The sequence below is a fragment of the Kiloniella antarctica genome (assembly GCF_042682825.1).
Classification (GTDB): domain Bacteria; phylum Pseudomonadota; class Alphaproteobacteria; order Kiloniellales; family Kiloniellaceae; genus Kiloniella; species Kiloniella antarctica.
On sequence record NZ_JBHUII010000004.1, the window covers coordinates 417,699 to 440,643 of the forward strand.

General features: G+C 45.4%; 23 protein-coding genes. 10 read left to right on the forward strand and 13 right to left on the reverse strand.

The genetic code is table 11. The annotated features are described in order from the left end of the window. Positions 1 to 15: 15 nt before the first annotated feature. The 9 genes from ACFSKO_RS08940 to ACFSKO_RS08980 form a co-directional block, all read right to left on the reverse strand. The gene (locus tag ACFSKO_RS08940; RefSeq protein WP_380250633.1) at positions 16 to 1,266 is read right to left on the reverse strand and encodes an MATE family efflux transporter; all 1,251 of its coding nucleotides are present in this window, start codon (positions 1,264 to 1,266) and stop codon (positions 16 to 18) included. Further along, positions 1,263 to 2,438, reverse strand: a complete 1,176-nt coding sequence (locus ACFSKO_RS08945) for a GNAT family N-acetyltransferase (RefSeq protein WP_380250635.1) — start codon at positions 2,436 to 2,438, stop codon at positions 1,263 to 1,265. The genes ACFSKO_RS08940 and ACFSKO_RS08945 overlap by 4 nt, the downstream gene beginning before the upstream one ends. Continuing rightward, the gene (locus tag ACFSKO_RS08950; RefSeq protein ID WP_380250637.1) at positions 2,435 to 3,130 is read right to left on the reverse strand and encodes a hypothetical protein; all 696 of its coding nucleotides are present in this window, start codon (positions 3,128 to 3,130) and stop codon (positions 2,435 to 2,437) included. Before ACFSKO_RS08950 ends, ACFSKO_RS08945 begins: the two co-directional genes overlap by 4 nt. Then, entirely contained in the window at positions 3,131 to 4,459 is a 1,329-nt protein-coding gene (locus ACFSKO_RS08955; RefSeq protein WP_380250639.1) for an ATP-grasp domain-containing protein, read from the reverse strand. A 3-nt stretch (positions 4,460 to 4,462) separates the two neighbouring features. Continuing rightward, on the reverse strand, positions 4,463 to 5,431 hold the full coding sequence (locus ACFSKO_RS08960) for a glycosyltransferase family 2 protein (RefSeq protein ID WP_380250641.1): 969 nt from the start codon (positions 5,429 to 5,431) through the stop codon (positions 4,463 to 4,465). Positions 5,432 to 5,459: 28 nt separating this feature from the next. Further along, positions 5,460 to 6,455 (reverse strand): UDP-glucose 4-epimerase GalE, encoded by a 996-nt coding sequence (gene galE / locus ACFSKO_RS08965; protein WP_380250643.1) that lies wholly within the window; start codon positions 6,453 to 6,455, stop codon positions 5,460 to 5,462. After that, positions 6,448 to 7,443: a UDP-glucuronic acid decarboxylase family protein gene (locus ACFSKO_RS08970; protein WP_380252249.1), complete on the reverse strand. Its 996-nt coding sequence runs from the start codon at positions 7,441 to 7,443 to the stop codon at positions 6,448 to 6,450. The genes galE and ACFSKO_RS08970 overlap by 8 nt, the downstream gene beginning before the upstream one ends. Before the next feature lie 538 nt (positions 7,444 to 7,981). Next, entirely contained in the window at positions 7,982 to 8,323 is a 342-nt protein-coding gene (locus ACFSKO_RS08975) for a YciI family protein (RefSeq protein WP_380250645.1), read from the reverse strand. Positions 8,324 to 8,397: 74 nt separating this feature from the next. After that, on the reverse strand, positions 8,398 to 8,685 hold the full coding sequence (locus ACFSKO_RS08980) for a DUF1330 domain-containing protein (RefSeq protein ID WP_380250647.1): 288 nt from the start codon (positions 8,683 to 8,685) through the stop codon (positions 8,398 to 8,400). A 125-nt stretch (positions 8,686 to 8,810) separates the two neighbouring features. On the opposite strand from ACFSKO_RS08980, the gene ACFSKO_RS08985 reads away from it, so the two are divergent. The 6 genes from ACFSKO_RS08985 to ACFSKO_RS09010 all read left to right on the forward strand — a co-directional run bounded on the left by ACFSKO_RS08985 (position 8,811) and on the right by ACFSKO_RS09010 (position 13,543). Then, the gene (locus ACFSKO_RS08985; protein ID WP_380250649.1) at positions 8,811 to 9,680 is read left to right on the forward strand and encodes a LysR family transcriptional regulator; all 870 of its coding nucleotides are present in this window, start codon (positions 8,811 to 8,813) and stop codon (positions 9,678 to 9,680) included. Between the two features lie 121 nt (positions 9,681 to 9,801). Next, positions 9,802 to 10,395, forward strand: a complete 594-nt coding sequence (locus ACFSKO_RS08990; RefSeq protein ID WP_380250651.1) for a hypothetical protein — start codon at positions 9,802 to 9,804, stop codon at positions 10,393 to 10,395. A gap of 227 nt (positions 10,396 to 10,622) precedes the next feature. Continuing rightward, on the forward strand, positions 10,623 to 11,333 hold the full coding sequence (locus tag ACFSKO_RS08995; RefSeq protein ID WP_380250653.1) for a pentapeptide repeat-containing protein: 711 nt from the start codon (positions 10,623 to 10,625) through the stop codon (positions 11,331 to 11,333). 111 nt (positions 11,334 to 11,444) lie between these two features. Then, entirely contained in the window at positions 11,445 to 12,068 is a 624-nt protein-coding gene (locus ACFSKO_RS09000; protein ID WP_380250655.1) for a LysE family translocator, read from the forward strand. A gap of 47 nt (positions 12,069 to 12,115) precedes the next feature. After that, positions 12,116 to 12,790, forward strand: a complete 675-nt coding sequence (locus ACFSKO_RS09005; RefSeq protein WP_380250657.1) for a hypothetical protein — start codon at positions 12,116 to 12,118, stop codon at positions 12,788 to 12,790. A gap of 3 nt (positions 12,791 to 12,793) precedes the next feature. Further along, positions 12,794 to 13,543 carry an aldo/keto reductase gene (locus ACFSKO_RS09010; protein ID WP_380250659.1) on the forward strand — a complete coding sequence of 250 codons (750 nt, stop codon included), beginning with the start codon at positions 12,794 to 12,796 and terminating at the stop codon, positions 13,541 to 13,543. Between the two features lie 77 nt (positions 13,544 to 13,620). Here ACFSKO_RS09010 and ACFSKO_RS09015 read toward each other — a convergent pair whose 3' ends face one another. Then, on the reverse strand, positions 13,621 to 14,169 hold the full coding sequence (locus ACFSKO_RS09015) for a hypothetical protein (protein WP_380250661.1): 549 nt from the start codon (positions 14,167 to 14,169) through the stop codon (positions 13,621 to 13,623). A gap of 191 nt (positions 14,170 to 14,360) precedes the next feature. Between ACFSKO_RS09015 and ACFSKO_RS09020 the strand changes: the two genes are divergently transcribed. Continuing rightward, positions 14,361 to 14,795 carry a hypothetical protein gene (locus ACFSKO_RS09020; RefSeq protein WP_380250663.1) on the forward strand — a complete coding sequence of 145 codons (435 nt, stop codon included), beginning with the start codon at positions 14,361 to 14,363 and terminating at the stop codon, positions 14,793 to 14,795. On the opposite strand, the gene ACFSKO_RS09025 is transcribed toward ACFSKO_RS09020, so the two are convergent. After that, positions 14,786 to 15,793, reverse strand: a complete 1,008-nt coding sequence (locus ACFSKO_RS09025) for a helix-turn-helix transcriptional regulator (RefSeq protein WP_380250665.1) — start codon at positions 15,791 to 15,793, stop codon at positions 14,786 to 14,788. The genes ACFSKO_RS09020 and ACFSKO_RS09025 overlap by 10 nt on opposite strands. 101 nt (positions 15,794 to 15,894) lie before the next feature. Between ACFSKO_RS09025 and ACFSKO_RS09030 the strand changes: the two genes are divergently transcribed. After that, positions 15,895 to 16,422 carry a DUF1579 domain-containing protein gene (locus ACFSKO_RS09030; protein ID WP_380250667.1) on the forward strand — a complete coding sequence of 176 codons (528 nt, stop codon included), beginning with the start codon at positions 15,895 to 15,897 and terminating at the stop codon, positions 16,420 to 16,422. A gap of 133 nt (positions 16,423 to 16,555) precedes the next feature. On the opposite strand, the gene ACFSKO_RS09035 is transcribed toward ACFSKO_RS09030, so the two are convergent. Next, positions 16,556 to 17,707, reverse strand: a complete 1,152-nt coding sequence (locus ACFSKO_RS09035) for a methyl-accepting chemotaxis protein (RefSeq protein WP_380250669.1) — start codon at positions 17,705 to 17,707, stop codon at positions 16,556 to 16,558. 27 nt (positions 17,708 to 17,734) lie between these two features. After that, positions 17,735 to 18,262: a PAS domain-containing protein gene (locus ACFSKO_RS09040; protein WP_380250671.1), complete on the reverse strand. Its 528-nt coding sequence runs from the start codon at positions 18,260 to 18,262 to the stop codon at positions 17,735 to 17,737. 1,157 nt (positions 18,263 to 19,419) lie between these two features. Between ACFSKO_RS09040 and ACFSKO_RS09045 the strand changes: the two genes are divergently transcribed. Together ACFSKO_RS09045 and ACFSKO_RS09050 are read left to right on the forward strand one after the other, a co-directional pair. Further along, positions 19,420 to 21,411 carry a sensor histidine kinase gene (locus tag ACFSKO_RS09045; RefSeq protein WP_380250673.1) on the forward strand — a complete coding sequence of 664 codons (1,992 nt, stop codon included), beginning with the start codon at positions 19,420 to 19,422 and terminating at the stop codon, positions 21,409 to 21,411. Positions 21,412 to 22,045: 634 nt separating this feature from the next. Further along, positions 22,046 to 22,795 carry a sulfite exporter TauE/SafE family protein gene (locus ACFSKO_RS09050; protein WP_380250675.1) on the forward strand — a complete coding sequence of 250 codons (750 nt, stop codon included), beginning with the start codon at positions 22,046 to 22,048 and terminating at the stop codon, positions 22,793 to 22,795. Positions 22,796 to 22,945 lie beyond the last annotated feature (150 nt).

A 22,945-nucleotide genomic window follows, 5' to 3' on the forward strand; every position in this document is an offset into this window, starting at 1 on the left:
ATTTTGAAAGGCTGTTTAAGGTTTACCCGCAAGGGGGATACAGAGAGTTTTTCCAAGGAAATATGTGCGAAATACAAAAACAATTGCAAGACATAGTTCTAATATAACCATTGCTGCCGCGCCGCCGACCAATCCCCACTGCAACGCCCAGGGCATAACCAACATCAATAAACACAAACCGGTAAAGTGGATCAGAAGGATTTTATTCTGCGCACCGTTTAAACGCTCAAAACTACTGGATGCCATCCCAACAAAACGAAAAGCCAAGGCAAAAGAAAACATTTGGAGGACAAGCACCAGCATCGGCTGGGTTTCTGCAAAAAATAGTGACGCGAGTAAACCCGCACTAAAAAACACGATCGCCCCGGCACTCACACCTGCAACAAACGCAATTGCGATATATGTCCGCGCTATTTTTATTTGTTGCCCCCGGTCAGATCGAAGAATTTCTCTTATAAAGATCTGATCCAGAACAAGGGCCATAATGGAAATTGCACCAAAAACAGCAAAGCCAGCATAGAAAATCCCAACTTCTGCTGCGCCTTTAAAAAGCAACAACCCCGTCCCAACCACCAAGGGATACCCAGCCATAATCCAGTCAATCAGGCCAAAAGAAATCGTCTTGCGTAAAAGCTCTGTAAATTGGAATTGGCTTAACCACGACCACCCCGTAATTCGAATTGTAAAAGCAAGGTGAACAGAAAAAATAAACCCCGTGCTGCCCGCAAAGGCCCATGCCACAGCAGCTGAACTATCAAACAGCTTTGCCACGGTCAACAAGATCACCAACATCATTACCCCCTGAAGAGATAATAAAGTGGCCTGTAGAGCAAAGCGGTCATAGGCCCGAAAGAAGGCTTGCATGACCATGTTGCCAGCAAGAGCACCGCCCCCAATGGACATCGGGATAACCGTTCCAGCCAAACCTTGCGGAAAGCCTCCGAAAAGAAATATCGCCCCGACCACCGTACATTCAATAAGCGTTAAAAATACGATCAATTTCAGGCAGGATGTTAACAACATTGCCGCGTTCTCGGTCTTCCCCGCGAGATCTTTAACAATAAAGGTCGGCAGCCCCACAGAAACACCGAACATCAACAACAAGGCCACAGACTGCCCATAAGAAAACCGACCGTAATCTTCTAGCGTCAACCAATGGGTGAGAACAATTGTTGTTGCGGCAGAAAAGACGCGAAGCAAAACCATCGAACCCATAAGAAGTATCGTGTTCTGTAATAAACGCATCTTTTCTGTCAGAATTTTCACCGGGAAACCTTTGAAACCTTTGAAACCTTTGAGACCTTTGAGACCGGGGAAACCTTTGAGACCTTTGAGACCGGGGAAACCTTTGAGACGGGAGAAGACTTTTGCACTGCTGTCATAGATCCGGATCGATAAGCAAAAAGCCGCGCAAGACCAGAAGGCCAGGTTTTAACAGCTGTTGCCGTCTCGGCCTGCTGAAAGCCAAGGCGGCTTTTGATATCATACTGACTAAACCCACAGCCTACCCGGCTGATGCCATTGTTGATCGCATACTTAATCCCTTCGGCAATAATAAGACGGTATAGATTAAGTGGTTGAGACAGTTCATAGTCAACCCCGAGAGATTTCTGGGTGAGAACATTATGATCCCGATAATTAATGGTACAGGCCGCCATTTTGCCCTTTACCCGGGCACAGATAACCACAACATCTCTGTCTTCCAGATATCCTTTCGCCGCGTCCAGAAAATCAGGCGCATAAAGCGTCTCGCTTCGATTACGTGCAGCAACATTCCGGAGCAGTTTTATAATTTCATCTTTGTGTTCCCAAGGACGGGGAAGAACTTCTAAGTTTGCCCCTGCCTCGGTTGCCTTCTGATAACACCGGGCCAAAAAATTTCGATGTTTGCTCCGCATCGCACTTTTCAAATACTCATCAAAAGATGGCCACGTAATGTCCAAGCGCGTATCAGTTATACCGGGCGTAAAAGCATAACCCTTTTGTGCCAAATGCTTGAACAATAGCTCGTCTTGTTTTTTATCCAACATAACTAACCGTGTAGCTGGCGCCAACCAGCGCCGACGCAATTGATCAATGCCCTCTAACAACAAAGGCAACACCTTATTTGGATCAGCCAGCGGATGTACAACAGGCGGTTTATGAAAATTGATCGGGTTTAAGGGCCACATAACCGAACGGGCAACCCGCCTTTGCCAGGATTTATTAAACGGCAAGGGAAAAGGATATCGATAGGCACCGCAATGCCCAACAATATGATCATTCTCATAAACCGCAATCATCGAAGTCCGGCTCCGAGGCCAGGTCGGTGCCTGTGCCGCGGTCCAAAAACATTGCCATCGATAGCTTGAATGTAATCTATCCCCGGAAACATCATCCCAACCGGATTGAGAAATATCGGCAGGATCTTCCGTTATGACAATGCGATAGTCGGTCATGAACCTGCATAAGCTTCGCGCTCAACGGGATCCGGCTTGGAGGTTTCATATACCCCAAGATAACGTCCAACCGGGGAGAGCCAGCGAAAGTGATAAAAAGCAACCGTCAGAGCCAAGACTACGTGAACACCAATAAAGGCAAAAGCTTCGTATTTCGTCGGATAATGTCCGATCCGAACCTTCATGTGTGACGCCCACGACCAGACTTCGGGAATTGGATTATACTTTCCGACCTCATGGGGGTTAATAGTCAAGAACGCGAGATCTTCGATACCTGACAGCATCAGTATCAACAAACCAATGGCGATCCTCAAAACCATCCCCGTTGATCCCCCGCCCATGCGGTACATAAGGGCAAAGGCCAGTATCAAGCACGGGACAATCAATAGCGTCATGTAATAAAGATTACCGGCATCCCTGAAAGCAACATCAAAGAACATCTTGGGCACATAGAAAAAGAAAAAGATGGCAAAGCATATATAGGCTATCGGCACCGTCACGCGTAACCGTTTAAAAATTTCCGGATCGAATAGCGAAATTGCAAGTGCAGCAAACAAAAACGGGGTTAACTTAAAAATAAAAATGCCAAGACTTTTAACTTCACGCTCAGAAGGTAGAAGCAAAATAGCATAGCCACCAAGCAAAACCGCACACATGCCAAAGAAAATTGACCACTTCGTAGATTTAGACATTTAACACTCCAGCTTCATTACGCCAGCTTCTTCACACTGGCATGTATCTTCTATTTCAAAAGAGAGTTCAGACTCAACAAAAGCAAGCCCCTGCTCCAATAACATTTTGTCTTCGTGTACCAGGAGCACCACCCCCAGACGATCAACGGTACGCTCAAACGTCCGAACTTCGTCACCAGGTCCAACGAATAGCGTTACCTGTTTACATGCTGGATGTTCCTTTATGCGTTCCAATCCTATGATTTTTTTTAAATTTCCCGTTTTTGGTGCTTTTAAGACCTGTTGTATCCCGTAACTTTTTGATCTCAAAAAGTCACCGGGGACATCAATCTTCATACCAAGTGACAATCGTAACACCCAATCTTGGGTGTCCACACCATAGGTTTCCCGAACCAGCGCAGGAAAACCGTTACCGGAAAGACGTGCGCCCATTTCGATAAAACAGATCCGATCATCTGAGGTATGAATAATATCGAAATTAAGAGGACCGTTCTGGATATTTAACGCATTAGCAATGTGCTCAATCGTCGGTACAAGTTCCCGTTCTAAAAGTTCTGGTAACGTAAAGCCAACCTTATGCTGTGTGACAAGGAAGTCTGGGGGTCCTGTGTGCCCCCGCTGGCTTACAGCCGACAGAACACAACGCCCATTCACTCGAAAGGCTTCAACACCAAATTGTTCGCCCGATAGGTAATCTTCAATAATCACCAGCCCTGTCGGTGAAACAGACGATGCTTTTTCATAAGCCGTAGGCAATTGATCCAGGGCCGTTAAAAAGGAAAGCCCCTTGCTCCCCGAAGAATCAGCCGGCTTAACAATCAGGGGAAGTTGGCGGGTTTTGGCAAATTCACGTAAGACAGAGATATCGTGCGAGGTACAGTGCGTCGGCGCCAATACATTGATTTCCTGCGCCCGAGAAGAAAAGAACCCCTTGTCACATGACGCATTAACCGCATCCCGGCTTGGCGGATTAGGCAAGTCATAATGTTTTGCCAAATCATAAATTGTTTCATGAAAGGAATCATTCCCCGGCGAAACAACGCCGTGCAAAGTTCTACCATCCAACATCCTGATAATGTCTTCGGCATTACGGCTTTCCAATAACAGAAATTGATCAGCCAAGGGCCGCGCTATGGAATTCGGGTTTGCGTCTGCACCGATCACATAGGCCCCAGCCCTTTTTGCAACCTGATACAGCGGCAGTTGATCAGGACTGGCCCCAAGGATTAAAACGGTTTTCCCTGCTGCATAATTTACCTTTTCAAAATTATCCTCATCCGTCACATGATTAGAGTTGGATACCGAAGGCGTATCATAAGACAGTTCCATGACTTAAGATCCCTCACCTGTTGCAACAAGAACCGGCGCATTATGTGGATTTTGGCCATATTCCAAAAGATCACGTGTGTTGAAATCCTGCTGACACTCAGGAATGTTACTCTCACGGACGTAAATCTGTTTATAGGGCAGATTATTACTAAAGGGACGTTTGATATATTCCCCGACAATCCCCAAACCGATTAAATTTCCTGCGGCAATCGCAGCGCTTAAAAAAGCAGTATTGGCACTCAAAAACAGGCTTCCCATTGCGGTAACGACAGCCATTCCAGCCAAAATCCATATAAACATCAAAGGCATGACCGAGAAGCCAAGGAACAAATCAAAACTGTGCTGGAACATCTTGTAGAGCGTCCATTTTGACTCCCCATCCCGACGTGCGTGATGATCTGTCTCAACAGAAACGTAGTTGTGCGTAACCTTGGGTACTGTCGCAATAAAGTATTGAGCGCGCGCCGGATAGTTAATGACATCGCGCGCAACAGCCGTACGCATCACGCGGAACACTGACGCACCGATCGGAATTTCAATCCCAAACAGACGCTCCGCTATGAATTGCTGGATCTTTGTTCCCCAAACCCGATAAAAGGGATCGTCCCGATCACGCCGGATACCAAAGACGACATCATAGCCTTCCTGAGCTTTTTCGATCAATTTATATGATTCTTCGGGCGGTGATTGCAAATCGCAATCGTATTGAATACACCAGTCAAAACGGGCGTAGCGATAGCCAATTCGAAAAGCAGCACAGTTGCCAAAGTTTCGAGAAAATGAAATGTATTTAACGCGATCGTCTTTGGCAGCAAAAGCCTTGATCATCTCCAAAGAGCGATCCGTACTACCATCATCTGTAAAGATAATTTCGTAATCATCATAGGGCGCCAATGCCTTGGTATAGGCTTCATAGGCTGCATCCAGATTTTCGTCCTCGTTAAAACAGGGAACGATTGCAGAAATTTTCATTATACTTCGAACCTTCAATTACTCAGAATTAAGCCGCACATTTGTTTTGCTGGCGGCGATGCCAGGACCAGGCAGTCTTGATGATCGTCTCCAGATCACTATGGCACGGGGTCCACCCCAAAAGCTCTTTTGCGCGCGCTGTATTTGCCACAAGAGTTGCAGGATCGCCTGGGCGGCGGGGACCGATTTGATGCGGTACAGATCGGCCTGTAACCTCTTCGACTGTGGTCAAAATTTCACGGATTGACACGCCTCTTTCAGTTCCAAGATTACAAGAAAAAGAGTCTGCTCCGCTCAATAAGGATCTGACAGCCGCAACATGTGCGCTGGCCAAGTCACTGACATGCACATAATCCCGGACACAGGTTCCATCCGGCGTTGGGTAGTCATCACCATGAATAACCACAGGGCTTCGGTTGGATACCGCAGAAAGAACATTTGGAATAAGATGTGGTTCCGGGTCGTGGTCTTCCCCGATTTCACACTCGGGGTCCGCACCGGCAGCATTGAAATACCTCAATATTGCCGACTTGATGCTGTAGGCACTCTCAAAGTCTTGCAACATTTGTTCGACTGTAAGTTTAGTATGCCCATAAGGGTTTATGGGTTTTTGAATCTGATCTTCGGTAATGGGTTGTGTTTCAGGAATACCATAGGTCGCACAGGTACTGGAGAAAACAATGCGTTTGACGCCTGTATGCTCCATTGCCTCAAGCAATGACAAAGTGCCCGCAACATTCGTCCGATAATACTCGGCGGGCTTCCCCATTGATTCCCCTATATAGGCGCGTGCTGCAAAGTGTAAAACCGCAACAGGCGCATATTCTCTGATAACACTTTCCAGTTTCTGCCGATCCGCAATATCACCGCACACCAGAGGCCCCCAAAGAACAGCTTCTTTATGCCCCGTACTCAGGTCATCGTACGTAATGGGCAAAATTCCATTTCCCTTCAAGGCTTTGCATACGTGGCTTCCCACATAGCCAGCGCCACCTGTGACCAAAACCGGGATATAATCAGGCATGAGCAACCTCTAATTTATGATCCCAACCAAGAGGTTGGAAACGGTTTCCATCGGTCGTTTTTACGAAATAATCTTTGGTCCTAGACAACCCGTCCCGCACACAGATTTCCGGCTCCCAATTCAAGACATCCTTCGCAACAGAGATATCGGGCTTGCGTTTTCGAGGATCATCAACTGGCAAGGGATGATGGATTAACGAACTATCCCCCTCCACAAGTTCCATAACCAACTCCGCAAGTTCAATCATTGTGTATTCTTCCGGATTTCCGGCATTGATTGGCGTGTCGTTACGGGTATCACGATCCATACAGGCCAAAATCAAACGCACCAAGTCATCTACGTAACAGAAAGATCTGGTTTGCTTGCCATCGCCGTAAATCGTAAGCGGCTGCCCCTTCAAGGCGCTTGTGATGAAATTGGAAACCACCCTGCCATCATCCGCTTTCATACGCGGACCATAGGTATTAAAGATGCGGATAACCCGTGTATCGACGTTATAAGCCCGGTGATAATCATAAAAAAGCGTCTCGGCGGACCGCTTGCCTTCGTCATAACAGGCTCTGGGGCCAATCGGATTAACATTGCCCCAATAGGTCTCTGTTTGCGGATGCTGTTCCGGATCGCCATACACTTCGCTGGTTGAGGCCTGAAGAATGGGAACCCGTTTTTTTCGAGCCAGTTCCAGCATATTAAGTGCCCCCAGAACACAGGTTCTGAAGGTATGGATCGGGTCTTTTTGATAATCAACCGGAGACGCCGGACACGCCAGATTATAGATCGCACTGACATCAACTGATAACGGCTCAATGATATCATGCTGGCAGAATTCGAATTTTGGGTGATCCCAAAACCCGGCTAAATTATCCAAACTTCCGGTTTGAAGGTTATCAATACACAAAACATGGTGGCCACGGTTGATGAGTGCCTCACATAAATGAGACCCAATAAATCCTGCACCGCCTGTAACAAGTACAGGTACAGTTGTCATAGACACTTTAAAGCTCCCTGCTCGCACAACCATTAGAGTTATTTTTGTTATTAAGAGTTGTACGTATTTTCACATCGCAGACTTATATCTGCTGTTTTATAATTGTGATAAATTACTATAAAAGGTTGATTTTAGATAATCCACACTCTATTAAGCTGTATTAGTAAAATATAATTTTGTAAATCTTTAAATTTATAGTTTTTTATCTGGTAAAAATTAAATAATTAGTGATTTATGCTTTATATGTAAAATTTAAAAATATCATAACACACTGATATCAATGACAATTTAATGTAATTAGTGGTTGAATATGTTATAAAATTCAAAAAAAACTGCATTTTCCTAACTTTATTAGGTTTGTACAATTTTATTCAATTTTTTAATAACCTTCTCAGAAAAATCCCCGGTATGCCTGAGGTATCGTTGATGAGCGCTGGCTTAGCCCTTTTTGGAGATACAAAAAGACCTTTTACATAATAAACGGCTCCCTCCCCACAACCACTGATTTTGAACGGTCATTTTAGACACACAAAACATGTTATGGTTTGAGGCACATAATAAGTGAACTCTGAAATATATTTGACTTGGTAAAGTCCATCATGCTCGGTTTGAATTCCGTAATCCTGTAACGGGCCACGCCATTTTGATAAAAGGGGTCATGCTTGATCAGGGCCTCTATTTTCTCTTTTTTGTCGGAAAGAGCGAGGATCACACCGCCCTCGCGCGGGACCTTTGCGCCCGAGGCGATGAAGACTTTTTGCGCGTAGTATTTTTGCAAAAAAGCCCTGTGGGCCTCGATCAGCGGGTCTATTTGCTCAAAGACTGCGATATAATGTAGGTCGATCACAAAGATATTTGTGCCTTCTGGAAATCTGGACATGGCTTGTCCCCTTCATAAAGGAAAGCCAGTTGAGGTCACCCAACTGGCTCCTTCGTTGTTTAGATCAAAAGATCTTACGCCGCTTCAAAAGCAGACAGCACCATATCTGCGCCCGCTTCGCGCGCAGAGGTCAGGGACTGATATTCCGGGGAGTGATAAAAGGCATTGAGCTTATCCTGGCTTGGAAAGCGGAACACAGCGGTTCCGGGTAAGGCGTCTTTTCCCGTTAAGACGCCATCTGCACCGCCCTTAAAAAGTAACTCACCGTCAAAAGACGCGATAATCGGGGCCGCAGCCTGAGAATAGGTCGCCAATTTAGCGGGATCTTTAACGACAAAGTGCGCAACGAAGTATGCTGACATGGTGGGGTTCCTTTGATGATGGTATCTTGATACTGGTATCTTGTCGGTAACGGGCATCACCCTCACACAATGCACAAAAACCGTAAACAGATGGATATGCATGAAAACCATGCTATATTGCATGGATGGAAAATTGGGATGATCTTCGTATATTTTTAGCCGTCGCCCGCAGTGGATCGATTACCGCTGGCGCGCAGCACCTCGGCCTCGACCAAAGCACGGTATCGCGCAAGCTACAGGCCTTTGAAGAGAAGCTTGGCCTCAACCTCTTTATGGGCACGGCGAAACGCAATATTCTCAGCCCATCAGGGCAAACCGTTTTTGAGGGTGCGGCCCGGCTTGAAAAAGAAGTCGAAGAGATCAACCAGAACATCGCCGGGTTCGATGAACATCACGGCGGCACGGTTCATATCGTCACCACGGATATCCTTTCCAACCACCTGCTGATGTCTGTAACGTCTGAGTTCTTGCAAGAATACCCTGATATAAACCTGCGTATCCGCACTCAGGAAATCGACGACAAACGCCTGCCCGGTGACCTCGCCCTCTATGCGACCAACACCCCCAACGAAGAACTGTTTGGTCGCAAGCTTGCCACCGCAACCTTTGCTTCCTACGCCGCACGGGAGTATGTCGAAAGCCTGCAAGGGCGTCTGGAAGAGATGGTCTGGCTAAACTGGGACGACGGATCAGCAACCCCGACCTGGCCGAGACTGGCCCCGGAAATCCCCGACAATCTATGTCGCCTGCGCAGTGATTCAGTCGCCACCCTTTTGGAGGCCGTGCGCTTTGGCATCGGTGCAACCATCCTGCCCTGCTTTATCGGCGAGCAAGATCCCAACCTCGTCCGCCTCACCCCCGGCCAAATTGTCAGCAGCCGCGACATCTGGCTGCTCATGCACCATGACCTCCGCCGCGTCCCCCGCATCCGCACCTTTATCGATTTTTTCGTGCAGCGGATTAAGGAACGCAAAGGTATTATTGAGAGTAATTAAGGGCTAAGAGTAAGAGAAACCTTGATAATTATTTGTTTATAACTAGAATCATAAACAACTATTGAGGCTAAAATAATAACACCTATAATCGTGTATTTATTCAGTAATTCAGGTATAAAATATGTTTCACAACACTCTTTTTCGCCTAGAACGCAGCCAAAAGAAATGGCTACTGTGGCTTGGGATATCTTTTTTATGCTTATCTGTAATCTGGTTTTTTGTTGAGTTACTCGAGTGGAAGTTTCCATTGGAGCCAGTCGTAGTTTTTGTAGGAGGCATTGTTACTCTTCTAGCCATTTATTGGCCTTGGAAACCTGGATATGCAGATAAACGGCTTAAAAGTAGAATAACATGTGACTATATGAGCAACGACCATAAATTTATTATTGGACATAGTGAATATCAATTTACACTTCAATTCTCCAAACGCAGTGATAAGAGTATCTATCTTTATAATGATCCACCTGACATCGAAGAGATCGCACTCATACATGGAGCTGGTCAAATTAAAGAAGTAAGAGATGTAACAGCATTAGTTTACACCAATCGCGCAGTTATCCCTGAAGAGGGACAGCTTGTTGCTCTCAAAAATCATGAGGGTAATTACGCCGTCATTCATATCCATGATATTAGAGATTCTACTCGTAACGATGACCGTGATGAAGTGACTTTTTCCTATGCCATTAACCCTGATGGTGGCACTGATTTTTCCTAAACCAAAGCCACACAACCCGAAAACGTTTCGGCTATGCCAGCGGCGGCGTTCTCATCGGCGGCAGCGTATTGATGGCAACAACACGTTGAAGTGAAGGAGCATTCTTGGGAGTAGTAGAGCAAACAGATAGTTAGAAAAAAGCAACGATCAATTCGCCTCAATCACGCTTGAAGGCGCAGAAGATGGGATCTACCCTTTCCAAATCACGATATTTTAAAAGACATTTTATGATGAAAAACCCCATAAAACCAGCCCCTTCTCGTCACGTCATACGTGAAGTGATAATCAATCAGGGGAACATTGGCGATCTGATTTCGGACCGAACAAATGACCTCCATTTCATTGGCTGTGACTTCTCCGAGGCAATACTAAAAGATATAACTCTGACAAACGCAGTTTTTGAAGATTGTGACTTTCGAGACGCCTCATTAGAACATGCCAATCTTGATAACTGTCATTGGTTACGATGCAAAGGGCACCGACTATCCCTATCATACGCCAATTGCATGGAGAACGTTGTTAAGTCATGTGATTTCTCTGGATCAAGTTGGCTTGCTACACAGCTCTCACATACGAAGTTTGTCGGCTGTAAGCTACTCGGCGCTAATTTTTCCAATAGCCGGAACTTGGGTGTAACGTTTGAGGAGTGCAACCTGATTTCTGCAATAATGAAACGATTTTCATTTAGAGATCAGACCCTTCGTGGGCTTAACTTATCGGATGCAGATCTTGGTGGGTGTGACTTTTGCGGCACGGAGTTTGAGGACTGTAAACTTGTCGGTGCGTCCATAAGAGCGACGAAGTTCAAAGGCGCTGATCTTCGCGACGCAGACCTTGGCTTGGTCGATTTGAGAGACGCTGCAAATTTTCGGGGCGCCATTATCTCAAAATCCCAAGCATCTGATCTATTAACGGCTTATGGCATGCTCGTTATGTAGTTATCGTTTCATATAACATGAAATCGACACTCAAGACGCCATTCGTTCCTCCCATTGCACCACTCTCTTGTTCGCGTTACTTTTTCAAGCTGTATCTGAGGAGAAACAAACATGAGCTTTCTTATATCTGTCGGGGTCATATGGATGATTGCGGCTATAACGCCGGGGCCGAACTTGTTTATGGTTTTGGGGGCTGCGACGACCTCAAATAGGGCCTTTGCCCTTATGACGGTGCTTGGCATTGGTCTTGGCACATTGATTTGGGGGATCGCGGGATGGCTCGGGATTTCGGCTCTTTTTGCGGCGGCACCCATGCTCTATGTCGTGCTTAAATTTGTTGGCGCGGCCTATTTGATTTGGATGGGGACAAAAATGATCTGGGCGGCACGAAAACCTATGGATTGGTCACAAAAATCTGAGAAATCACAAACTACATCTAAATCACTTAAACGTGCTTTCCTCAAAGGACTGACAACAAATCTGGCAAATCCAAAAACAGCTGTGTTTGTCACCAGTCTTTTTGCCGCGGCCCTTCCTGAAAATTACATTTGGAGCGACGGCGCGCTATCCGTCTTGACCATGGTTTCGATTTCCCTCTGCTGGTACGCGCTGGTTGCCGTCGCCTTTACCACTCGGGTCATGGGTCAAGCTCTGGCCAAAGCCAAACGCGGCCTGACAGCCTTCGCGGGCACCGTCTTTATCGGCTTTGGTGTCCGGCTTGTTACGGCCGAATAAACGTCGTTCATTCCCCTCGTGAAAACCATTCAAGAAAGATCTCAAAAGTGTCTGAGCAAAACCTGTATTCTGACATTGATACCCAGCGAAGAGACAACGGGTTTCTGTCCCTGAGCGAGACCATGGCGCTCACTCAAAGGGGCAACACAGTACTTGATCCCTTTTCGACCCTGATATCTGTTCATGCAAAAATTGGCCGAGATAATGTTTTTTATCCAAGTGTGACCCTGCGTGCCGACAGGCCAGAGGCCATCGTTATCGGGAACGCCAATACCTTTTATCCCATGAGCTATTTGGAAGCATCCGGCCCAGACACAAATGGTTCTGAAAATAACTACCCCTCAATTGAGGGTGGCGTCATCGAAATTGGCAGCGGCAACCAGTTTGGCCCTGAAGGCGGCGTAAGCATCAAAGCGAACAGCCCCGGTACATGTATCAAAATTGGCGATAACGGTCGGTATCTCTCTGGGGCCATGTTACTTGGCAACTCCACCTTCGGCGACGGTGCGCAAGTGTTGGGTTCCATAACAGTTCAAAACTGCATCCTCGAAGCTGGAGATCCCTTTAGCGGCCAAGATCCAGACCTTAGAGCCGCCGTTATCAAAGGGCGCGGCCTCATACGAGGCCAAACTATTCATACGGGAAAGGTTGCCGTTGTCGGTGAGGCATCATCACAAATCACCCTCCATGAGCAATCCTATTTCCATCCCAAGAAGGGCTAAACAGTGAAGAGTTTAAATCTCGGCCTTGGCTTGCTTTCAATCGGTCGGCAATGGGGCGCAGCAAACACAGAACCGCCCTCCAAAAGGCAAGCGTTCGAGCTATTAGAACAAGCTTATGCTCTCGGAATAAGGTTTTTTGATACAGCCCCGGCCTATGGCACCAGTGAAGAAATCTTTGGAGAATTCTTGAAAGCTCACGGCGGGTTAGATGACATCACCGTCGCGACCAAATTTGGAGAACACTGGTGCGACGATAGCAAATCCACCACTGTTGATCATTCATTTGAACGTTTGAAAGCCAGTCTGGATCAAAGCATGGATCTGCTTGGTAAAATTGATATTCTGCAAGTTCACAAAGCAACAGATAGCGTTTTGAAATCTCAAGATATTAGCGAAGCGTTGGCCTATGCAAAAACCCTCGGTATTCACCGTTTTGGTGCCAGTATTTCAGACATGAAAGGCGCAACAACCGCTTGCTCAAGCGGGAAGTATGACTTTCTACAATTCCCCTTTAATTTTGAAAATGATGCGCTTAAAGATCTCCTTGAATTATTGAACGAAACCAATATCAAGCCCATTATTAACCGCCCCTTAAACATGGGACATATGATCAAAAACAACGCCTCGCCCCACGATGAAATTACCAAAGCCTTTGGCTTTATAAAAAACACCATATCTTCCGGCATCGTCTTGACCGGAACCAGCAAGGTCGCGCACTTAAAGACGAATATCGCGTGTTTTAAAGCTGCTTGATGACCACATCAACAACACTATAAAGGACTTATGAACTTATCCCAAAAAGTGATAAATTTCTGAGAACTTCGCTAAATTTATCGAAAATAGCATAAGGCGAACTCTGCACGCCTTCTAACATTTTCATCCTTTGATCGATACCTATCAAGCACTGCTTGATGAAAATCATCATCAGATATTACTGGAATCAATCTACAAATATTTCGGAAATTTCGTAATGCTCGAGTTTCAATCCTATGAAGAATAAGTACTTGAATTTTATTTTTCTCACCCGTTGATAATTTTAACTTTTTAATACGCTGAAGCAGTTTCTCTAAGATATAACCAGATCGATAAAAGTAAGGATCGCATTGAATATAGTCGAAGACAAATTTACGGAGATTAGGGTCTGTCACAATACCATCTTTTAGACATGCATTCGTGAGATCATCCACAATCGATGTAAATTCTCGATACCTCTTTGCAGCAGATGAAAATAGTTCGTCGTGAATTTTAGAACGATCTTTCAAACGGTGAGCCTCTGCTAGGGTTGCTCTAAGCTTGGTTTTTTCAATCTCATGGTTCGAAATAGCTTCTTTGAAATCAACCAATTCCACGATACCTTCCATACGTATTGATTTTGACATCTTTTGCGTACCTGACATTAAGAAGAAAAGCTTAAACAACAACTAATGGGCGTATTTCCCTTTAAACCATTTCCAGATATAGTAAGTTATCAAACCTGATCATTTGGAGATCGTAATTACTTATTATGTGTAATTATCTTAGATTACATCTATTCAGATACGAACAAACAACACGTGGTTTTGAGCTTTATTTGAATGAATTATCAACCCGGCAAGGTTTGTCATATTTTGCGCTTGAGACAAATATTGAAATCACTGACTTCGAAGCTCAAAGCTACAAACAAAACGACTGGATATCAGCAAAAGATCTTCCCTGTATTTCGACTATTCAAGAGCTCTTTAGTTATTTCAAATCTGAACCCAAACTGGGTCTAATCGACTTTGAAATAGCGATAGAAAATATTGGTACGATGAGTACCCACGACGATGGGGAACCTAATTTTATATTTAAATCAAAAGAGGAGTGTATCTCTACTCTGGAAAAGGCAATATCTAAAATTGGTACTAAAAATTTGAAGTCCGAAATTCTCGATAATCCCGGATTTTTCATAGACTACAGGACGGATGAAAGCATTATGAAATACGATAGCTTCGATGGTTATTTAAAAGCCAACTCTTACCTGTAGAGATCACACATATTCCTTAAAGCCAGCTTTACCCTCTCCACTAATTCCCGCGGCTCTAAAATCTGACAGCTGGAGCCGAGGCGCAGGAGGTCGGAGCAGGCTTGGTCGAGGGTTTCGATGGGGATAGTGACGTTAAAATACCCCTCAGCATCCGAGCCGGATTTACTTAGTTCGGCGGCTTTTGCGACGGGGTCGCCCAGTTTGTGAATTTGGCGGAGGCCTTCTGCGCTGAGCTTGAGTTTGGCTGTCGTACGATAGATATTGGCTTCATAGCGTTTGACGGATTGGCGCCAAAACTCTGCGAGGTCAAAAATTTTGGGTCGGCTGAACGTTTCTTTAAGCACCTTGATCTCTTGGAACTTTGTTACCCGGTAAATCCTTTGTCCCTCTTTTATTTCTTTCGTTACGTCTTTGCCAACCTCGCGCCTTTCATCTCTCGTCACCTCCCCGGCCAGATACCAGGTGCCACCCTTTACGACAAGGCCGAGCGGGTTGATTGTGCGTTCTACCACGCCGCGCCAGCTTTCATAATGGCACGACAGGCGGCGACAGTTCCAGACCGCATCGGCGATATCGTGCAGCTTGTCAGCGGGCTCTTCTTTGCCAAACCATGAAACCGGGTCCACATGCACCCGGTTGGATATTTTGCCGATAAATTCCCGCTGGCTCTCGGGCAGGGTTTCCATGATTTTGTCTTGCCCGCTGAGCATGGCGGCGTGCAGGCCAAGCTGCCGGACCTGATCGGGCAAGCCCGATAGCAACAGCGCCTCGGTCTCTATTCCGGTCAGACCCGTCGGCGGCATGGTCCAGCCATCCAGGAGCTGAAACCCGCCTGCCCGGCCACGATCAGCATAAACAGGTACACCTGCAAAGCTGAGGTGATCCATGTCGCGGTAGATGGTGCGCACGGAAACTTCGAGCGTGGCAGAGAGTTGCTCGGCGGTGACCTGCCCCTTTTGCAAACGCATGAGGATCGATAGAAGACGCGAAGCCCGCATTTATTTTAGCATCCAAATAAAACCTGACATTATTTGGCAAGTATAGCGGAATAGTTTGTGCGCACTACGAAAATATCCACAAAAAAAGCAGGACAGATCACATGACAAATACAGCCGCCCAAAACGCGCCAACACACCCAGATCAGGCCCCTCAAGATCAGGTAAGAGCCTTTGATTTTCTAATGGGGACATGGAACGTGCACCACCGCCGCCTTGTTGAGCGTTTAATCAATTCAGATAACTGGCAGGAATTTGGCGGACAGATGATCGCTCAACCATTACTCGGCGGACCAGAAAACTACGGGGGTAACATGGATGACAATGTGCTTGATTTGCCCGGTAATCCGTACCGCGCGATCTCCTTGCGGACCTATGATCCCGCCAGTGACAAATGGGCGATATGGTGGCTCGACGGTCGTAATCCCCACAGCCTTGATGTTCCGGTACTCGGCCAGTTCAAGGATGGTATCGGAACGTTTTACGCCGATGATGTTTTAGGTGGAAAACCGATCAAGGTGCGTTTTCGATGGACGGGAACCAACACACAAATCCCACGTTGGGAACAGGCTTTTTCTCCTGATAACGGCACCACCTGGGAAGTTAACTGGACGATGGACTTTTCCCGCTAGCGCTTAACTGCCCTGCTCTAAGTCCCCTATATCATAAACATTATTCAGGGGTGCAGATTTAACATTCTGCCCCCCTGTTCATAAGTTTTCTGATCCAAGACACAGGCATAATACCCTGCGTTGGTATATTTTCTCAAATGACCTTGCGTACTTCAGCAAGGAAAGTATTCACGCCAGAATTCAGCAACTCACCTTGGCGGGAAAGTTCGCCAGATGCTTGCCCCACATCCTGTGCGGCGTTACGGGTCTCGGATGATCCATCCGTGACAGAGCGAATGTTGGAGCTAACCTCTGCCGTCCCGGTCGAAGCTTCTTCCACATTACGAGCGATTTCCTGTGTCGCTGCGCCTTGTTCATCCAAAGCAATGGCGACTTCTGAAAAGCCGTCGTTGATACCAATGATCACATCATGAATATCTTTAACAGATAATACGGCTGTTTCTGTTGAGGCTTGGATCTCACCGATTTGAGAGGTGATTTCTTCGGTCGCCTTTGCCGTTTGATTAGCAAGATTTTTCACTTCTGCCGCCACAACCGCAAACCCTTTGCCCGCCTCACCCGCACGCGCAGCCTCAATTGTAGCGTTCAAGGCTAACAGATTGGTTTGATCTGCAATATTTTTGATCAGGAAGATAACCTCACCGATTTTTTCAGATGTATCCGCAAGACTTTCAATGACCGTCTGAGTATCACGGGCTTTCACTACGGCATCTTGAGCCTTTGAGGAAGAATTTGTGACCTGACGAGAGATTTCGGAAATAGAGCTCGTCAATTCTTCGGTGGCAGAAGCAACCGTTTGCACATTAACCGCCGATTGTTCAGCTGCAGAGGCTGCGCTGTTTGCCTGCTCATTGGTAGATTGAGCTGTGACATTCAATGCATCAGAAGAGGCATTGAGCTCTGTTGCAGCAGAAGCAATGGTCGAGACCACGGTTTCCATAGAGCTGTCAAAGTTACCGACAATAGAAGAAAAAGTCGTTACCCGTTCTTCCATACTGCCCATCGCCTGATTAACCGTTGCACTCGCACTGCCAAAAGCACCCAGCATTCCTTTGGTCGAAATACGTCTAAAGTATTTGTTTTGGCTGGCATACTCCAAAGAAGCCGCTGACTCTCTGATATAAGCATCCGTACGATCAATCATCAGATTAATAGTGTGCATGAGCTCTGCCATCTGGCCTTTGGCTGGAATATTAACAATACGTGCTTCAAAGTCCCCGTTTGCAACCGCTTTACAAACCGTCAGTACCTTTTCAATGTCGGCAGATTTATTTGATAAAAACATAACTTAAACTCTTATTCGTAATTCTTATTAAGCCGCAAGTCTTGCAATGAACTCGTCGTATTTCATTGATTGTGACGATGCCACGCTCAGGAGTTTTTGATAGGATTTCTCCATGCCATCCTTACGGTTAGACGTTGAGTTCTCTATTGCCACCAACTCTCTGTAGAGCGGGATAATTGATGATTGCAGGATTTTTTTATCCGGCGTTCGTCTGTTGGAATGATAGCCAATAATTTTACCCGATTGGTTCCTACTAGGCGTTACATGAGCCAATACCCAATAGTGATCGCCATTCTTCGATTTATTAATGACGTAGGCAAAAATCTCTTCGCCGCGCCCAAGAGTTTCCCACAAAAGCTGGAACACACAGCGCGGCATATCTGGATGACGGATAATATTATGCGGTTTGCCAAGTAATTCAGCTTCGCTATATCCGGCCAGACGTATAAAAACAGGATTGGTGTAGGTCAGTTTACCCTTAAGGTCGGTCTTACTTACAATGATTTCATCATCGTCAAAAAAGAGTTCTCTACCGGTCGTTTTAAATTGTTTCATAAAATTGATTCCAAAGGCAAATTAGGTGTTTTATTGAATTTTTTCAGAATCCATCGATAAAGTGTTCTTGAGTACTTGATCAAGAAGATAGGATTTAGATAATTCTAAAATCTTTAAAAAATACTAAGATTTCAAAATAATGAAACATTGGTAACGAGTATTTTAATTTTCAAAGACTTACGCGAATAATCTCGGGTCAAAATCCCCATTACATATATAAAAATCACTACTCTTATTGATTTAAACTTCACGTTTGCTCGGTCAGAACTTCGTTAAATTAGTTCCATTTCAAACACATCCAGGTCGATATGCATGTAAGCATGCAAAACCACTACTGATAACATGGACACAAACAATTATATCGATCACAAGTAGTATAGACGTGACCGCTCTTTACTTTCCAAAGGCCAGCCTTTGTGACAGATATCAACACCATAACTTCCCACCTGAAATCACCCGGCTTAAAATAGAGTAATTTGAAAGCAGACGATCTCGAAACCACCATCAATCAACTAAAGCGAGGGTTGATCATCAGACATTACCAACTCAGGCCAAAGCCTAGAAAAAGCTGTATGGGGATGGCGTAAAATCTATCCCGTTGTTACTCTGAGAACTCCAGCTCATAGAATTGAAGAAAAAAAAGACGCCCGGAGATGTTGGTTTTAGCAACAGGCCTGCTCGTTATTATTCATGATTTGGATGAAGTGATATCTGAAAATTTGTTCAAAAAGCCTTATCGGATAGATGCAACGAAACAACAGCCAGTGCCTTTAATTCGATCCTACGTTTTAAGGGGACAAATTTTTAGGAAGCCAAGATTGCAAACACACTCACCCTTAAAGACAAAGCCATTGATAGCAGCCATCAAGCCACTAAACGGATTTTAAATTGGTTAGAAATAATCCCGACTGCGCTATATGAAAAGAAATGTAAAATTAACAAGTTTGCAGCATAAAGCCAAAAATCATTTACCCAAAATCTTTACTTTTAAATAGAAGAAACTTGGGGCTCAGGCCAGATATTGATACACAATGAAGACGGACGATAAAAAGAGGCACCTCTCATTAACCTATTATTCGTTGTTTATGCCTAAAATTCACCACAAAAGGGAATTCTACGCCCAAGTTAAATGTCTTGCACCGGAGTCAAATTAAGGCATGTATTTTGACACTTATTTTACAGGGATTGTCGATTTTCCAGGTAATTCTATACCACTGATCGGAGCTTTTCGTCTCGATTTAGTTGCTCTATCAGTTGCCATTGCGATATTTGGCGGCTGGGCTGGAATGATGTGTTTGACCCGCGCCGAAAAACTCGCAGCGGCCAACGATGTAGGAAGTGGCACGCTCTGGAAAGTAGCGGGCGCTCTGGCCTTCGGTGGCGCGATCTGGGGTATGCATTTTATCGGTATGTTGGCATTTTCACTACCTTGCGGGATCTCTTATGATTTTCTGACAACCTCCATCTCAATCGTTCCGGCTATTCTTGCCAGCCTGACCGCGCTTTCTGTAGTCAGTCAGCAGCAATACAACCTTCAGCTTCGGTTGATGATAGGCGCGGTGCTGATGGGGGCGGGCATCGGGACCATGCATTATGTTGGAATGGCCGCAATGCGAATGCCTGCTATTCTTTTTTACGACCCACGTTATGTTGCTTTGTCAGTCATTGCCGCGATTGTTTTATCCTATATTTCCCTGGCCGTTGTCGAATACGGGCAGCGCCAGACGTCATATAGACGTTTCAGACAGATAACGGCAGCGACAACACTAGGATTAGCCGTTGCATCAATGCACTACATAGCCATGCAAGCGGCCATATTCTATCCAATCATAGAGGCAGGCAGTCAAACTGGTCGACTGGATGATGTCATTCTGGCAATTTTTGTTGGCCTGGGAACATTGGTCTTAGCAGGCGGCGTCGCGACAGCCGCGTTTGCGGCCCGCTTAAAAGAAAGTATCAGAAACCTTGCCAATGAAGCCCGGCAACGTTCAGCTGCGGAAAGAGAGGCCCGTGCTGATCAGGCAAGGTTGCAGGCAATTTTCGACACCACTATCGAAGCAATTATCGTGATTGACAAGTTGGGGGTCATTCGCCAATGGAGTAAAAGCGGGCATCGAATTTTTGGGTATACTGCGCAGGAAGCCGTGGGCCAGAACATTGCCATGATTACCAATGGAATCAGCGTCGCAGCACATCGCAATTTTATCAAACGGTTCGAGGAAACCCGAGAGGCGCGGGTTATAGGTATTGGTCGTGAAGTTGTCGGGCGACATAAAGACGGGACAGTTATTCCTTTGGATTTGTCAGTCGGCGAAACCAGGATTGACGACGAAGTTCTATATACTGGTATTCTGCGGGATATTTCGAAACGTAAAGAAATCGAACGTGAATTAAGGAAAGCGACACGCATCAAAGAAGCCAATGAAATGAAGGCAAATTTTCTAGCTCATATGAGCCATGAAATGAGAACACCGCTAAACGCTATACTAGGATTTTCCGATATTATGCGAGCGCAGGCATTCGGACCTATCAGCAAAACTTATGTTGGATATTCTGAAGACATATTTTCATCAGGTAATCACCTTCTCAGCCTGGTAAATGGGCTTCTCGAACTTTCAAAGGTTGAACAAAATATTCAAGATTTGGAACTGACAGATATCATTTTGCAGACATTAATTTCAGATGCTGCAAACATGGTTCAAAAGCACGCTGAGAAAAAAAATCTAACCGTTTCAGTGCTGGTGGATAGTGATTTACCTGAAACCGTAAATACGGATCGGGGTAAACTGTATCAAGTGTTGATCAACCTTATATCAAACGCAGTGCAATATACGCCCGCGCAAGGCCGTGTCACTATTCGCGCATGGCCGGGTAACAGAAATGTCAATATCGTTATCGAAGATACAGGGATCGGTATGACGGAAGAAGAAATCGATCTGGCCGTCAAGCCATTCGGACAAGTAAAAAATGCCTTTACCTCAGATTTATCAGGAACAGGACTTGGTTTGCCCATCGTTCATGCTTTTGTAGAGCAAATCAGAGGTGAACTAAAAATCACCAGCCGTAAGGGTGAGGGCACCAAGGTTAAAGTGATAGTACCAATCTCTCTAGAAAAAGAGTTAATCAAAGAACAAACTGCCACAGGATAAATTCGTAACATACAAAGGTTTTATTTTTAAGAGACCTCAGCAAAACGCCAATATCTGAGTAATTATAAATAATGTGTGATGCTTTTGCCTTCGAGCAGAAGCTTTCACACCTTACTCGAAGTGTCTCAAAGAGGTCTGTTTGGGTTGTTTTATCACTTTATCGTATAACATACGAGGCCCACTCATTTGTGCAACATCCAGTCTTATTGGTACGCCAAACCTTCCATTACGAACCGTAATTGACCATATTCGACAGCGAGTTCAAAGACTCAAAACATCCCTATAAACATTTAATCCCACCTTGGCCCGTCCAGTTCGGCTGCTGCCCTCTCAACCAACATTTGGAAAAATCCCGATGGATAACAGGCCAAACCCTGTTCGTTAACGGCGGCTTCGTCACTCGCTAAACTAGTATTAATGGTTAAAAAATTTAATACTGATACTCTTGATTTCAATAGAAATTAAATCATAAAAATCAACATCGTTTTGGTACTGATGGCTTAACAAACCATCGGTACTTTCGACGAAGGGTACAACTAAACAGGCTGTCCCTCATAGACACATTGCTCCTCTAGAAGATATTGTTCCTTACAAATTATCTTCCAGAAAAGCCCGAAGCTGTTATGGTTCCAGTATGATTGAACCACTGACCATGGCCCTGATCGCTGTCATTTTTGTTTTTGCTGGTACAGTCAAAGGCATCGTTGGCCTTGGTCTCCCTACGATTAGTCTCGGCCTTCTCACCACTGTTGTTGATTTACCATCCGCCATGGTTCTTATTCTTGTTCCATCCTTGCTCACAAACATCTGGCAATCTTTGGCTGGTGGAAATCCCTTAAAAATCATCTGGCGTATCTGGCCCTTTTTACTCCCAGCCACAGGGCTGGTTTGGCTTGGTGCAATGGCAATAACCAGAATTGACTGGAACCACCTCTCCCTCCTTCTTGGGGTCTTGCTGATCCTTTATGGTAGCATAGGGTTAAAAGGGATGCGTCTTTGCTTTACCCGACGCCAAGAATTTTGGATTGCACCTGCTTTAGGCAGTATCAATGGTGTACTCACGGGAATGACCGGATCATTTGTTATACCCGGCGCTATGTACCTTCAGGCAATAGGTCTTTCACGCGACACCCTTGTTCAAGCCTTGGGCATTTTATTCAGTTTGTCGACCCTCGCCCTCGCGTTGAGCCTTAGGGGGAACGACATACTTGACGCATCACTTGGAATGCAGTCGCTTGCTGCTTTATTACCAACAATAATTGGTGTGTTTATAGGGCAGAGAGTACGTGCAAAAATTTCAGAAAAGATATTTCGTCGCGTCTTCTTTGTCGCTCTCTTATTGTTGGGGATCTATATTGTGGCCCGTTCAATTTTGATTATTTAGATGGATTTTGCCCATAAGCCCCCATAAGCATTAACGCGTGCACACGTAAGTAATCCAAATACGAAAATCCATGATTTGCCCGTACTATATGATAAAATGATCACGGCTATCCCCAAGGTTGACCGACAAACCCTGAGGATAATCGCTTTT

Bases quoted from the DNA above. Each gene is read 5' to 3' on its own strand.
- ACFSKO_RS09040 (WP_380250671.1), bottom strand. From the start codon at position 18,262: ATGAAACAATTTAAAACGACCGGTAGAGAACTCTTTTTTGACGATGAT.
- ACFSKO_RS09030 (WP_380250667.1), top strand. From the start codon at position 15,895: ATGACAAATACAGCCGCCCAAAACGCGCCAACACACCCAGATCAGGCC.
- ACFSKO_RS08995 (WP_380250653.1), top strand. From the start codon at position 10,623: ATGATGAAAAACCCCATAAAACCAGCCCCTTCTCGTCACGTCATACGT.
- ACFSKO_RS08955 (WP_380250639.1), bottom strand. From the start codon at position 4,459: ATGGAACTGTCTTATGATACGCCTTCGGTATCCAACTCTAATCATGTG.
- ACFSKO_RS09035 (WP_380250669.1), bottom strand. From the start codon at position 17,707: ATGTTTTTATCAAATAAATCTGCCGACATTGAAAAGGTACTGACGGTT.
- ACFSKO_RS08980 (WP_380250647.1), bottom strand. From the start codon at position 8,685: ATGTCAGCATACTTCGTTGCGCACTTTGTCGTTAAAGATCCCGCTAAA.
- ACFSKO_RS09025 (WP_380250665.1), bottom strand. From the start codon at position 15,793: ATGCGGGCTTCGCGTCTTCTATCGATCCTCATGCGTTTGCAAAAGGGG.
- ACFSKO_RS09045 (WP_380250673.1), top strand. From the start codon at position 19,420: ATGTATTTTGACACTTATTTTACAGGGATTGTCGATTTTCCAGGTAAT.
- ACFSKO_RS08945 (WP_380250635.1), bottom strand. From the start codon at position 2,438: ATGACCGACTATCGCATTGTCATAACGGAAGATCCTGCCGATATTTCT.
- ACFSKO_RS09050 (WP_380250675.1), top strand. From the start codon at position 22,046: ATGATTGAACCACTGACCATGGCCCTGATCGCTGTCATTTTTGTTTTT.
- ACFSKO_RS08990 (WP_380250651.1), top strand. From the start codon at position 9,802: ATGTTTCACAACACTCTTTTTCGCCTAGAACGCAGCCAAAAGAAATGG.
- ACFSKO_RS09015 (WP_380250661.1), bottom strand. From the start codon at position 14,169: ATGTCAAAATCAATACGTATGGAAGGTATCGTGGAATTGGTTGATTTC.
- ACFSKO_RS08960 (WP_380250641.1), bottom strand. From the start codon at position 5,431: ATGAAAATTTCTGCAATCGTTCCCTGTTTTAACGAGGACGAAAATCTG.
- galE (WP_380250643.1), bottom strand. From the start codon at position 6,455: ATGCCTGATTATATCCCGGTTTTGGTCACAGGTGGCGCTGGCTATGTG.
- ACFSKO_RS08985 (WP_380250649.1), top strand. From the start codon at position 8,811: ATGGAAAATTGGGATGATCTTCGTATATTTTTAGCCGTCGCCCGCAGT.
- ACFSKO_RS08950 (WP_380250637.1), bottom strand. From the start codon at position 3,130: ATGTCTAAATCTACGAAGTGGTCAATTTTCTTTGGCATGTGTGCGGTT.
- ACFSKO_RS08975 (WP_380250645.1), bottom strand. From the start codon at position 8,323: ATGTCCAGATTTCCAGAAGGCACAAATATCTTTGTGATCGACCTACAT.
- ACFSKO_RS08970 (WP_380252249.1), bottom strand. From the start codon at position 7,443: ATGACAACTGTACCTGTACTTGTTACAGGCGGTGCAGGATTTATTGGG.
- ACFSKO_RS09000 (WP_380250655.1), top strand. From the start codon at position 11,445: ATGAGCTTTCTTATATCTGTCGGGGTCATATGGATGATTGCGGCTATA.